Origin of the sequence: Sphingomonas sp. (assembly GCF_003248515.1) — a bacterium.
GTDB lineage: Bacteria > Pseudomonadota > Alphaproteobacteria > Sphingomonadales > Sphingomonadaceae > Sphingomonas_I.
Genome location: NZ_QFOB01000003.1, coordinates 310,165 through 323,117, shown reverse-complemented (window position 1 = coordinate 323,117; position 12,953 = coordinate 310,165). Strand labels below are relative to the sequence as shown.

The following is a 12,953-nucleotide window of genomic DNA, read 5'->3' as shown; positions in this document are numbered from 1 at the left end:
CGGCTGTTTGAGGGCCTGATTCGCGGCCCTTCGTGCGCGGGCCATGCCGTGGTAGTTTCGCGGCATGGCTTTTCTTGCGGCGGCGATCGGCTGGATCTTTCTCGGGACGCTTCAAGGCGCCCTGTTCCTCGGGCTGCCGATACTGTTAATCGCTCTGGCCTGTCTCGCGCTGACACGCCGCCTGATCGGTCGGGGCGGGCGGACGGGTAGCGCAGCAGCCTGCCTGATATTCGCATCCTTGCCGTTGGTGGCCGTTATCCTGTGGTTGGGACAGGCGTTCGTCCGCTTCGGCTTTCCAGATGCGTTTCAGGGGGAGATCTTGAAGATTTTCCCGATCATAGGGATCGCCTCGGCTCCCTTGTTGATGATCGGCGGCCTGTTGCTGCTGACGTGGCATCAATGGCCTGAGCGCGCGGCCTGAGCCGCCTCAGTCCACGTCCTCCACGTCCACGGTCTCGCCGGTCACGCGCTGGGACAAGGCCGCGGCCATGAACTTGTCGAGATCGCCGTCCAGCACGTCGGACGGCGCCGTGGAGGTGACGCCGGTGCGCAGATCCTTCACCAGCTGATAGGGCTGAAGCACGTAGGATCGGATCTGGTGGCCCCAGCCGATATCGGTTTTGGTCGCGTTCTCGGCATTGGCGGCCTGCTCGCGAATGGCCAGTTCGCGCTCGTAGAGACGCGCGCGCAGCTGGTTATAGGCCTCGGCCTTGTTCTTGTGCTGCGAACGCTGGTTCTGGCACTGCACGACGATGCCGGTGGGGATGTGCGTGATGCGCACCGCCGAATCGGTGGTGTTGATGTGCTGCCCGCCGGCGCCCGACGCGCGATAGGTGTCGATCCGCAGGTCGCTCTCATTGTAGCTGACCTCGATATTGTCGTCGATTTCGGGATAGACCCAGACGGACGAGAAGCTCGTGTGGCGGCGCGCGGCACTGTCATAGGGGCTGATGCGGACGAGGCGGTGGACGCCGCTCTCCGTCTTGGCATAGCCATAGGCATTCTCGCCCTTGAGCAGCAGGGTGGCGGATTTGATGCCGGCCTGCTCGCCCGCGTGATGATCGATCAGCTCCACCTTCATGCCGCGCCGCTCGGCCCAGCGCGTATACATGCGCTGGAGCATTTCGGCCCAGTCCTGGCTCTCGGTGCCGCCCGCGCCGGCATTGATCTCCAGATAGGTGTTGTTGCCGTCCGCCTCGCCGGCCAGCAGTGCCTTGATCTTGTCGGTCTCGGCCCGCTCGGCCAGCGCGGCGAGGCTCGCGACGCCCTCGTCGACCAGCGATTCGTCGCCCTCGGCCTCGGCCATTTCCATCAGCTCGATCGTGTCGTCACGCTCGCGCGTGATCGAGTGGACCGCCGCGATCGCCTCGTCGAGGCGGCGGCGCTCCTGCATCACGGACTGGGCCTGCTTGGGATCGTCCCACAGCTTCGGATCCTCGACGCGATTGTTCAGCTCGTCGAGCCGGCGCACGGCGCGGTCCCAGTCGAGGAAGCGGCGGACCAGCGCCATCGCGGCGTCGATCTGGTCGATATGGGCTTGCGCTTCGGCGCGCATCGAAAATCCTTCGTTTCTTTCCGTTCGCCCCAAGCGAAGCCGAAGGGCGTGAGAGTATCGAGCCGAGCCGAGATGCGGGTTGCGTGGAACACGGACCTCGGCTTCGCTCGATCCCTGCGTGTCCCTCGACTACGCTTGGGACGAACGGTCCTTGCAGGGGGGCATCTAGTAGATGCCCCCCTCCTTTGCCAAGAAGTCGCTGTCGGAGCGCACCTTCTCCACCGGCTTGGCGATGACGGGTTCCGGCTTGCCGATCGCGCGGCGCGGCTCGCTCTCGGGTTTGAACGCCTCCCAGATGATCGCCGGCTTATATTCGTTGGGATCGGGCCAGCCCGAAAACACCTTCTTGCCCGTGCGGCGATCGATGCGAACCATGCGGATGCCGGCGGGCGCCTTGAACGGTACGACCGGCATGCCTTCCATCGCCACCTGCGCGAACTGGCGGAAGATCGGCGCGGCGATCGTGCCGCCCTGCGCATAGCCGCCGAGAGGGCGCGGCTTGTCGTAGCCGAGATAGACGCCGCCCACGAGATCGGCCGATCCGCCGACGAACCACACGCTGGTGGGGCCGCTGTTGGTGCCGGTCTTGCCGAACATCGGCCGGCCCAGATCGCGCAGCACCGTGGCCGTGCCGCGCTGGACCACGCCTTCCATGATGTGGACCATCTGATAGGCGCTCATCGCATCCAGCACCTGCGCGCCGCGCGGCGCCGGGCGCGGCATCGGGCCGCCATTCCAGTCCTTCGCGTTGCAGCCCTCGCAGGGGCGCGTGTCGGCGCGCCAGATCGTCTTGCCGTGGCGATCCTGCACATAATCGATCAGCGTGGGCTTCAGGCTGCGGCCCTGATTGGCGAGCATCGCATAGGCGTTGGTCAGGCGGAGCACGGTCGTCTCGCCGGCGCCCAGCGAATAAGCGATATAGGGCGGATAATCGCCGACCCCCATCGCCTTGGCGAGTGCCACCACCTTGTCCATGCCCGTCTGCGTCGCCGCGCGCACCGTCATCAGGTTGCGCGATTGCTCGACGCCCCAGCGCATCGTCTGCGGCCCGGCATAGCCGCCGGAGAAGTTGCGGAAGCATTTCGTGCCGAGCGCGGCCGTCTGGAACACGCAGAAGGGCGCATCCTCGATGATCGAGGCCGGCGTCATGCCGCCTTCCAGCGCCGCCGAATAGACGATCGGCTTGAAGGAGGAGCCCGGCTGGCGCAGCGCCTGCGTCGCCCGGTTGAAGGGCTCGCGCGGATCGAAGCCGCCCTGCATCGCCAGGACTTGCCCGGTATGCGGATTTTCGGCGACGAAGCCGCCCGAGACGCCGGGAATGGAGCGCAACGCCCAGGCATCGCCCGATTTGGCGACGAGCACGACATCGCCCGCCTTCAGGAAATCGAACGCGCGCCCGCCCACGCCGCGCTTGGGCATGTTCGCGCCCCAGGTCGGCAGGCGGCCCTGGCTGCCATCCGTGAAGCCGATCGTGGCGACGCCCGCATCCTTTGATAGCACCACCGCCGCGCGCCATTCGGGCAGGCCGGTGCGCGGATTGAGCTTGCGCAGTGCCGCCTGCCAGCCCGCGCCGGGATCGATGGCGCCGAGCCGGCCGCGCCAGCCACCGCCCGAATCATAACGCAGCAGGCCCTGCCGCAGCGCCTGTTCGGCGGCCTTCTGCATCACCGGATTCAGCGAGGTGCGCACCCACAGGCCGCCATTATAGACGCCGTGATTGCCCTTCTCGTCCGCCTCGCCATAGCGGTCGATCAGCTCGCGGCGCACCTCCTCGATGAAATGGCCCTCATATTGGCGCTCTATGTCGCGGCGCGCATCGGAACGGGGCACGGTGCCGAGCGGGGCGGCATTGGCGGCCGCCTCCTGATCGCCGGTGATATAGCCGTTGGCGTGCATCTCGCGCAGCACGTAAGCCCGGCGCTCCCTGGCGCGATCGCCATGCCGATCGGGATCATAATTGGAAGGCGCCTTGGGCAGGATCGCCAGATAGGCGACCTCGGGCAGGCTCAGCTGATCCACATCCTTGCCGAAATAGGCCCGCGCGGCGGATTGCACGCCATAGGCGTTCCGGCCGAGGAAGATCTGGTTCAGATACAGTTCGAGGATCTGCTCCTTCGTCAGCACCTGTTCGATGCGCACGGCGAGCACGGCCTCGCGAATTTTGCGCGAGGGCGAATATTCGTCGCCGATCAGCAGATTCTTGGCGAGCTGCTGGGTGATGGTGGATCCGCCGTGCGCGCGCTCGCCGGAGCCGTATTTCGTCACATATTCATAAACGCCGTTGAGGAATGTCAGCGGGTTCACGCCCTTGTGGCGGAAGAAGGTCTTGTCCTCGGCCGAGATGAATGCCTCGATCAGCGGCTTGGGCAGTTCATCGAAGCTCAACTCCACACGCCGTTCGCGCGCGAAGCTGTAGACGGGCGTTCCGTCATAAGAGCGGACGTTCGTCGGCAGCGGCGGCTCATACGCCAGGAGCGCATCGGTCGAGGGAAGGCCGCGCACGAACAGGAACCAGAAGAGCGTGCAGCCGGCGATCAGCAGGCCAAGGGCCGCCAGCAGCCAACGCACCCATTTCTTTCCCAGCCACGGCGGCAGATGCGATGATCCGCCACCGCGCTTCAGGGCGATCCTCATGCCCGTGCCTTCCCCGTCACGGCCGCCATGCCGCAGCTTTCGCCGGAGCATCGAAAGCCCGTCCGGCACATGTTCGAACGGCACAGCCCCCGGACAGGGCCGGAGTGACGAGTCACGGCAGCGGCAGTCACGAAGCGGCTATGTCCTTACTTCGGCTTCTTGAATCGATAGACGAACTGGTCGGTCTTGCCGCGCAGCGAGGGATCGAAAACCTTCAGCTCGTGATTGTCGGCCGGATTGGCCAGCACCTTGCTCTCGCCATCGAATACGAAGCCCGCGGCGATCACCTCGGCCTTCACGGCGGCGGGATCGATGCGGTGCGTGGTGTTGGTCGCGGCCAGGCCCGATCCCGCCGGCGCAGCGTGATCCAGCACGATATAGACGCCGCCCGGCTTGATGCCCTGGAAGATCAGCTTGTTGACGGCGACCACGTCGACGCCCGCCATATTGTGCAGGTCATGATAATTTTGCGAGGTCCACACCACATCGGCCAGCAGGCCCGGCGGCGGCGGCGCCATCAGCGGATCATGCATCACCTGAATATTCGGGTGGCCGGCGGCAAAGGCGTTGGCGCGCTCCAGCGCGGCCTGATTCTTGCCCAGCATCTCATCCGGAATATAGGCGATCACCTTGCCCTTCGGGCCCACGACATCGGAGAAGAGGCGCGTGAAATAACCGCCGCCCGGCAGCATGTCGACGACGGTCATGCCCGGCTTCACGCCCGCGAACTTCAGCATTTCGGCCGGCTTGCGATCGGCGTCGCGCTCCCTGTCGGCCTGGGGGCGATCCTTGTCGGCCACGGCGGCCGCGATCGAAACCTGCGCGGCCACGGGCGTGAGCGCTACGCTCGAAAGAAGAAAGGCAGCTCCCAGACGATGAACCAGCTTCATCACATATCCTCCCTGTCTTCGGCGCGCTCGATGCGCTGCCGGGCGAAATGGGCCTCGATCGCCCGCCGGATTCCGGTGGCGATCTTCTCCCGATAGCCGCTTGAGGTCAGCAGCGCGAGATCGGCATCGTTGGAAATATAGCCCGTCTCCAGCAGCACGGAGGGCACGTCCGGCGCCTTCAGCACCATCAGCCCCGCATATTTGTGGAAGTCCGGCTTCAGGGAGATGAGCGGCGAAAGCTCGCGCTGGACGAGGGTGGCGAAGGCGGAGGAGACGTTCATCGTCTCCCGCTGGGCGAGATCGATCAGGATCGAGGAGACGTCGTTCGTCTCGCGGGAAAGATCGACGCCGTTGATCACGTCCGCCTTGTTCTCGCGCGCGGCAAGGGCGGCGGAAACGCGATCGGACGAGGTTTCGGAGAGCGTGTAGATGCTCGCGCCGCGCGCGGCCGGGGTGGGCGCGCTGTCGCAATGGATCGAGATGAAGAGATCCGCGCGCAGCCGCCGGGCGATCTCGCGCCGCTCGGCCAGCACCAGGAAGCGATCGTCGGATCGGGTGAGCGCCACGCGCACCTTGCCCGATTCGATCAGCGAATCGCGGATCGCCTTCGCGATCTCCAGCGCGACGTCCTTTTCGTTCGTGCGTCCGTCTGCGGAGGAGGAGCCCGGATCGTGGCCGCCATGGCCGGCATCGATCACCACCAGCGGCAGGCTGGCCTTGGCCGGCCCCAATACGGGCGGAAGCCTGAAGCGCGAGGGGCGGGGCGGGATGTTCGCCACGGCGCGATTGGGCGGCGCGGCGGCGAAGGCGGCTGACGCGAAGGCGGGCGCGGCCGTGAGGCAGGCAAGGCTGAAGAGGGCTACGCGCACGGGGGGGCTCTAACGAAGGATGGCCGCCAAGGGAATCCGTCGCGCCGAACGGGTGTTTCCGCCGGCTGGCTGGAGCATCGCCGGCTTCCCCTCCCTTTAGGAAAAGAGCGGGAGGGCGCGAAAAGGCCGTCCGGGCCGGCGCGAACGGATGGAACCGCCCTTTCCGGCCATCCCTTGCCGATGGGCAGGTGCGATGCTAGCTATGCCTCTATCCGATCCGTGGCGAACCTCGCCCCGTTTCAGGATGCGCCGGCGCACAGGACGCGCCGGACCCAGTCAGGTTGAAGCCGCATGAGCCATCTTTCCCTCCTGTCCGATGTCGCGATCGCCGACGCGGGCGAGGGCGTTTCCGCAGCGCATCGCGCTGCGGGTGGCCGTGCCGCAGAGGCAATAGTCACCAATCACGATGGCTCCGCCGTCTCCAGTGCCACCGGCGCTGCGGGCGTGCCGCCGTCGATACGCGCCGCGCGAAATGCACGCAGCGGCGCCCGGAGAATTTTCAATGAGCATGCGTATGCTGATCGACGCCCGCCACCGGGAGGAAACCCGCGTGGCCGTCGTCAAGGGAAACCGCGTCGAGGAATTTGATTTCGAATCCGAAGAGCACAAGCAGCTCAAGGGTAATATCTATCTCGCCAAGGTGACACGCGTGGAGCCGTCGCTCCAGGCCGCCTTCGTGGATTATGGCGGCGGCCGTCACGGCTTCCTCGCCTTTTCGGAAATCCACCCCGATTATTATCAGATCCCCAAGGAGGATCGCGAGGCTCTCCTGCGGGAGGAAGCCGAGCATGCCGCCGAGGAAGAGGCCCTGCGCGCTCGCGAGGCGGACGAGGAAGATGAGGAAGTCGAGGCGGTCGAGCGCTTCGATGACGATGGCGGCCGCGAAACGCTGGACGCCGCCGAGGATTATGGCGCCGAAGGCGAAGGCGAGGATGCGCCGCGCCCGACATCGGCGGGCGGAGACGACAGCGCCGCCGTGGAATCGCTCCGCCAGAAGCGGATGAACCTGCGCCGCCGCTACAAGATTCAGGACGTGATCCGCCGCCGTCAGGTGCTGCTGGTCCAGGTCGTGAAGGAAGAGCGCGGCAACAAGGGCGCGGCGCTCACCACCTATCTCAGCCTCGCCGGCCGCTATTGCGTGCTGATGCCCAATACGTCGCACGGTGGCGGCATCAGCCGGAAGATCTCGAATGCGGGCGATCGCAAGCGCCTGAAATCGATCCTGTCCGAGCTGAACCTGCCGAGCACGATGGGCTGCATCGTCCGCACGGCGGGCCTCCAGCGCACGCGCCAGGAGATTAAGCGCGACTTCGATTATCTTGCCAGGCTGTGGGACGAGATTCGCGAGAAGACCCTGTCCTCGGCGGCGCCGGCGGAAATCTATCGCGACAGCGATCTCATCAAGCGCGCGATCCGCGACATCTACAACAAGGATATCGACGAGGTGATCGTCGAGGGTGAGGAGGGCTATCGCGCCGCGCGCAGCTTCATGAAGCTGCTGATGCCCGCGCACGCCAAGAAGATCCTGCCCTATCAGGATGCCACGCCGCTCTTCCAGCGCTTCGGCGTCGAGGATCAGCTTTCGGCCATGTACCAGCCGGTCGTGCAGCTGAAATCGGGCGGCTATCTCGTCATCAACCCAACCGAGGCGCTGGTGTCGATCGACATCAACTCCGGCCGTTCGACGCGCGAGCACAATATCGAGCAGACGGCGCTTTCCACCAATCTGGAGGCGGCGCACGAAATCGCCCGTCAGCTGCGCCTGCGCGACATGGCCGGTCTGGTGGTGATCGACTTCATCGACATGGAGTCCTCCGGCAACAACCGGAAGGTGGAGCGCGCGATGAAGGAAGCGCTCAAGAGCGATCGCGCGCGCATCCAGGTGGGCCGCATCTCCGGCTTCGGCCTGTTCGAGATGAGCCGCCAGCGGTTGCGCACCGGCATGCTCGAAGCATCGACGCGCGTGTGCCATCATTGCGAGGGCACCGGCTTCATCCGCACCGCCAGCTCATCCGGCCTGCAGGCTATGCGCCTGCTGGAGGAGGAGGCCGCGCGCGGCCGGGGCAGCCAGATCCGCCTGCGCGCCAGCCAGGAAGCGGCGCTCTACGTGCTCAACCGCAAGCGCCCGGAACTGGCCGATATCGAGGATCGCTACGGCGTTTCGATCGAGATCGTCAGCGATGGCACGCCGGAAGGCGCGCGCATGACGGTGGAGGCCGGCGGCCCGCCGCCGAGCCACGCGCCGCGCCTGCCCGCGCCCGTGGCGATCGAGATCGACGAGGATGATTTCGTCGAGGAACTGGACGAGGCCGAGGAGATCGAGGCGGATGCCGAGGGTGATCGCCGCGAGGATCGCGAAGGTGGCGAGCGCGAGGGAGGCGATCGTGACGGCCGCCGCCGCCGCCGTCGTCGCCGTCGCCGTGGCGGCCGCCGCGAGGATGGCAGCGAGATTTCGGCCGAGGATGCGCAGGACGAGGGCGAAGGCGAGGCGGATGCCGAGCCTGCCGCGGCCGAGCCGGTCGACGAGAATGCCGAGGCTCCTGTCGAGGCTGAGGGCGAACGGGGCTCGCGTCGCGGTCGTCGTGGCCGCCGGGGCGGCCGTCGCGGCGGATCGCGCGAGGCCGAGGCCGTAACCGAGGCGGTGGCCGAGGAAGCAGCCGTGGCGGAAGCCGCACCGGCGGAAGACGCTCCGGTCGAGGTTGCTGCCGAGGAGACGCCCGCACCCCGCGCCCGTCGCCGTGGCCGCGCCCGCAAGGCCGAGGTGGAGGCCGAACAGGCGCCCGCCGAGCCGATCGAGGCGGCACCCGAGCCGGCGGCCCCCGTGGTCGAGACGCCCGCCGCAGAGGAAGCCGCGCCGGCCCCGCGCCGTCGCCGGACACGCAAGGCGGCTGAGGTCGAGGCCGCGCCGGAGGCCCCGGCTCCCGAGCCGGTCGTGGAAGCCGCGCCCGCGCCCAAAGCGCCGCGCCGCCGCCGTACGGCCGCTGCCGCAGCGGCGCCCGTGGCCGAGGTTTCGGCCGAGCCCGCCGCAGAGCCCGCCGCCACTGCCGAGCCTGTCGCCGCCGAAGCGGAGACGGAAAATGGCGAGGCGCCCCGTCGCGGCTGGTGGCAGCGGACGTTCGGCGCCTGAGCGCGCCCGTCCACGCGCGCTAGCGGGGCCTTCAGACGTGGTTCAGCGTCGCGGAGCGATGGGTCGGGCGATGGTTCGCCTGGCCCATTCGCTCCGCGTCGTGCTTGCCGGGCTGCTGGGCCTGCTGCTCGCCGTCGAACCTGTCGCCGCCCAGTCAATCCTGCGGGATGCCGAGACCGAGCAGTTCCTGGAGGAGATTTCGGCGGGCATGGCCAAATCGGCGGGTCTCGCCCCCGGCGCGCTGAAGCTGGTTCTCGTCGGCGACAATTCGATCAACGCCTTCGTCGCCGGCGGCCAGATCATCTACATCAATTCCGGCACGATCGAGCAATCGGACAATTATAACGAGCTTCAGGGCGTGATCGCGCACGAGCTTGGCCATATCGAGGGGGGCGATGCGGTGCGCACCGGCCTCGCCGCCAGCTCGGCGATGCGCGTGACCCTGCTCTCGCTGCTGCTCGGCGCGGCGGCGATGGCGGCCGGCGCGCCCGAAGCGGGCATGGCCGCGATGATGGCGGGCCAATCCGCCGCCGAGGGCAAGTTCATGGCCTATAGCCGGCAGCAGGAAGGCAGCGCCGATGCCTCCGCCGTGCGCCACCTGACGGACGCGCATCTTTCCGGCAAGGGCATGGTCAGCTTCTTCTCGAAGCTGCGCCGCGAGGAATATCGCCTCACCCCCAGCTATACGAAGATCGATACCTACGATGTCGATCATCCGATGACGGACGATCGCGAGCGCTTCCTGCGCGATACGCTGTCGGCCACGCCTTACTGGAACCAGCCGCTGGATCCGGCGCTGCAGGCGCGCTTCCTGCGGATCAAGGGCAAGCTGATCGGCTATATGGACGATCCCGATCTCGTCCTGCGCAAATATCCGGAGAGCGACCAGAGCCCCGCCGCTTTATATGCCCGCGCTTATGCCTGGCATCGCGGCGCCTATCCCGAGCGGGCCGTGCAGGAGATAGACCGGCTCGTCGCCACCGCGCCGCACGATCCCTATCTGCTGGAGCTGAAGGGGCAGATCCTGCTCGAATCCGGCAAGCCCGTTCTCGCCATCCCGCCGTTGCGCGAGGCCACGGTGCGATCGGGCAGCAATCCGCTCATTTCCTCCACGCTCGGCCACGCGCTCGTCGCCAGCGATGATCCCGCCAATCTGGCCGAGGCGTCGAAGGTGCTGAAGGTCGCCGTCCAGCGCGACAATGAAAATCCCTTCGCCTGGTACAATCTCGGCCTCGTCTATACGAAGATGGGGGACGAGCCGCGCGCGGCGCTCGCCAGCGCCGAGAAATTCAGCCTCGAAGGCAATCCCGGCCTCGCGATGCGCAGCGCGGACATGGCGATGCGCGGGATCCCGGTCGGCACGCCCGATTATCTCCGCGCGCAGGATATCGCACTCACCGCGCGCGACGCGGCACAGAATCAGAAGGGAAGACGACGGTGACGCGCAGGCAGGCTTGGGTGATGGCGGGCGCGGCGGGCCTGGTGGGTGTGGCCGGCGGCGCGCTCGGCACGCGCGCCCTGGCCGAGCAGGCGGCGGCGCCGGCCGGCAAGGCGGCGATCGAGGCGATCGTGCGCGATTACATCCTGTCGCATCCGGAAATCATTCCGGAAGCGATGCAGCGCCTGCAGGCGCGCGAAAACGCCAAGGCGATCGATACGGATCGCGCCGCGCTGGAAAAGCCGTTCGGCGCCGCCTGGGCGGGCAGCCAGTCCCCCAAGGTCACGCTCGTGATGTTCAGCGATTATAGCTGCGGCTATTGCCGGGCGAGCGTGGGTGACGTGGCGAGGCTGCTGGCCGAAAATCCCGATCTCAAGGTCGTCTGGCGTGAGATACCGGTGCTGGGCCCTGATAGCGAGGCGGCCGCGCGCGTGGCGCTGGCGGCGGCCAAGGAGGGGCAATATCTCCCGCTTCACAAGGGGCTGTTCGCCGCCGGCCGGCCGGATCGCGCGACTGTCGCCAAGGTGGCCGGCTCGGTGGGGCTGGATGCCGCCCGGCTCGCCACCGTGGGGAAGGGAGAGGATGTGAGCCGGGAGATCGCGGCCAATATGGCGCTCGCCAGCCGGCTGGGTGTCACCGGTACGCCCGCCTTCGTGATCGGCGACGAATTCTTCAGCGGCGCCGTGGGTTATGATGCGCTGGCCAAGGCGGTGGCGGCGGCGCGGAAATCCTGAGCCGGCCGCGGCCATGGCCATGATGCCGGCAGGGTGCCTCAATAAGCGTTTGGGTGGACGAGAACCCGCAGCGTGCCGGCGAGGATCGAAATGTCCCGCCAGATCGTCCAGCCGGCAAGATATTCCAGATCGGCGTTCAGCCGGTTGGCGAGATCCTGACGATCGGGCGTGGCGCCGCGATAGCCGCGTATCTGGGCCAGACCGGTAAGGCCCGGTTTCAGCGCGTGGCGATGCCAGTAACGCTCGTCCACTTCCCAGAAAAGTTCGTTGCCGGCCAGGCTGCCCAGCGCGTGCGGGCGCGGGCCGACCAGGCTCATCTCGCCGCGCAGCACGTTGAAGAGCTGGGGCAGTTCGTCGATGCTGGTGGCGCGGATCAGCCGGCCGATCTTGGTGATGCGATCGTCATCGCGCGAGGCGGAGCGATTGCCGGCGCGGTCGGCCAGATCGTGGCGCATGCTCCGGAACTTATACATCAGGAAGATACGGTTGCCCCGGCCCACGCGCGGCTGGCGGAACAGCACCGGCCCCCGGCTATCCAGCTTCACGGCGAGCGCGACCGCCAGCAGCATGGGCGACAGGAAGATCAATGCCGGGATGGTGATGAGCAGATCGAGCGTGCGCTTGGCGCAGCGGCGGCTGAGATCCAGCGGCGCGCAGGCGACCGCCAGCGTGAAATGGCCGGAAAGGCTGCCGATCCCGATCGGCGCGACGGGATCCAGATCCTGCGAAAGGATGTGGCCGTTGACGCTTGATCCCTTGAGCAGCAGCGACCAGACCAGCCGGCGCTCCGGCGGGCAGGCGATCACGACGCGATCCACCCCGCGAAGCTGCGCCGCCAGCCGATCCAGCATGTGCGGATCGTGCAGATCGGGGTGGAGATCGTGCGTGTGGCAATCCACCACGATCATGTTCGGCGGCGCCGCCAGATCCACGCCATCGCGGATCATCAGATCATAGAACAGGCGCATGCCGGTGCGCCGCTTGATATAGGCGGCGCACAGGAAACGCCCCGCCGCAAGCGCGGCGAAGGTGGAGACGAGCGCCACGCCCGAGGCCATGCGCGAAAGATCGGTTCCCGCCTTCATGTAGAAGGCGATGAACAGGACCGCGAAGACCGCGAACACATAAGCGAGGATCGCGCGCGACAATCCGCTGTGGACGTCGGAAAGCGTATCCGATCCGAAGGCGTCGCTGTTGATCGCGATGCCCACATAGAGCGGCAGGACGGCGGCGAAGAGATTGAGGCCCGGATCGGCCCAGAGATTGCCGAAGCGCAGCACATTGCCCGCCATGCAGCCCACCAGGATTGCCACGCAATCGACGAGCAGCACCATCAGGCACAGGCGCACGCGCAGCGACTGCAGCTCGGAAGGCGCACTGCGCGGCGCCCGGCCGCGCTTGCTGATACGTTCCGCTGGTGTCTCCAGCTTCATATCGCTCACTCGAGAACAGCTCCCCGGCATGCGGAAGGCTCCCGGTGAACCCGGTCGATCGTCTGCACCGTTTCGCAGCCCCACATCGTCAATCGCCCCACCCGATCCGCCAACTCCATAGCAGACCGGCACCCTACCCGTGATATGGCATTCTCTTCGAACATCTGCGTGAAAAGCTATTAAACAATTGTATCCCCCGACGCCATGGACGAACCGAATCTTTGCGGCAACGGTCAACGGGCAGGTTTTGCCACAAGCCTGATCGATCGGCTG

General features: G+C 66.9%; 9 protein-coding genes. 4 read left to right on the top strand and 5 right to left on the bottom strand.

Features of this window, described 5'->3' with window-relative positions:
• Positions 1 to 64 precede the first annotated feature (64 nt).
• On the top strand, positions 65 to 421 hold the full coding sequence (locus DI605_RS06790) for a hypothetical protein (RefSeq protein WP_293970975.1): 357 nt from the start codon (positions 65 to 67) through the stop codon (positions 419 to 421).
• A 6-nt stretch (positions 422 to 427) separates the two neighbouring features.
• Here DI605_RS06790 and prfB read toward each other — a convergent pair whose 3' ends face one another.
• The 4 genes from prfB to DI605_RS06770 form a co-directional block, all read right to left on the bottom strand.
• Positions 428 to 1,555 carry a peptide chain release factor 2 gene (prfB, locus tag DI605_RS06785; RefSeq protein ID WP_293970972.1) on the bottom strand — a complete coding sequence of 376 codons (1,128 nt, stop codon included), beginning with the start codon at positions 1,553 to 1,555 and terminating at the stop codon, positions 428 to 430.
• Positions 1,556 to 1,720: 165 nt separating this feature from the next.
• Positions 1,721 to 4,189, bottom strand: a complete 2,469-nt coding sequence (locus DI605_RS06780) for a penicillin-binding protein 1A (protein WP_293970969.1) — start codon at positions 4,187 to 4,189, stop codon at positions 1,721 to 1,723.
• A gap of 146 nt (positions 4,190 to 4,335) precedes the next feature.
• On the bottom strand, positions 4,336 to 5,079 hold the full coding sequence (locus DI605_RS06775) for a class I SAM-dependent methyltransferase (RefSeq protein ID WP_293970966.1): 744 nt from the start codon (positions 5,077 to 5,079) through the stop codon (positions 4,336 to 4,338).
• The gene (locus DI605_RS06770; RefSeq protein ID WP_293970963.1) at positions 5,079 to 5,948 is read right to left on the bottom strand and encodes an N-acetylmuramoyl-L-alanine amidase; all 870 of its coding nucleotides are present in this window, start codon (positions 5,946 to 5,948) and stop codon (positions 5,079 to 5,081) included. The genes DI605_RS06775 and DI605_RS06770 overlap by 1 nt, the downstream gene beginning before the upstream one ends.
• Before the next feature lie 502 nt (positions 5,949 to 6,450).
• Between DI605_RS06770 and DI605_RS06765 the strand changes: the two genes are divergently transcribed.
• From DI605_RS06765 to DI605_RS06755, 3 genes are all read left to right on the top strand, one after another.
• Positions 6,451 to 9,075 carry a ribonuclease E/G gene (locus tag DI605_RS06765; protein ID WP_293970960.1) on the top strand — a complete coding sequence of 875 codons (2,625 nt, stop codon included), beginning with the start codon at positions 6,451 to 6,453 and terminating at the stop codon, positions 9,073 to 9,075.
• Positions 9,076 to 9,145: 70 nt separating this feature from the next.
• Positions 9,146 to 10,516, top strand: coding sequence for a M48 family metalloprotease (locus DI605_RS06760; protein ID WP_293970957.1), 1,371 nt, complete (start codon positions 9,146 to 9,148; stop codon positions 10,514 to 10,516).
• Positions 10,513 to 11,247, top strand: coding sequence for a DsbA family protein (locus DI605_RS06755; RefSeq protein ID WP_293970954.1), 735 nt, complete (start codon positions 10,513 to 10,515; stop codon positions 11,245 to 11,247). The genes DI605_RS06760 and DI605_RS06755 overlap by 4 nt, the downstream gene beginning before the upstream one ends.
• A 38-nt stretch (positions 11,248 to 11,285) precedes the next feature.
• Here the strand turns inward: DI605_RS06755 and DI605_RS06750 are convergent, their stop codons facing one another.
• The gene (locus tag DI605_RS06750; protein WP_293971411.1) at positions 11,286 to 12,680 is read right to left on the bottom strand and encodes a sugar transferase; all 1,395 of its coding nucleotides are present in this window, start codon (positions 12,678 to 12,680) and stop codon (positions 11,286 to 11,288) included.
• Between the last annotated feature and the right edge of the window lie 273 nt (positions 12,681 to 12,953).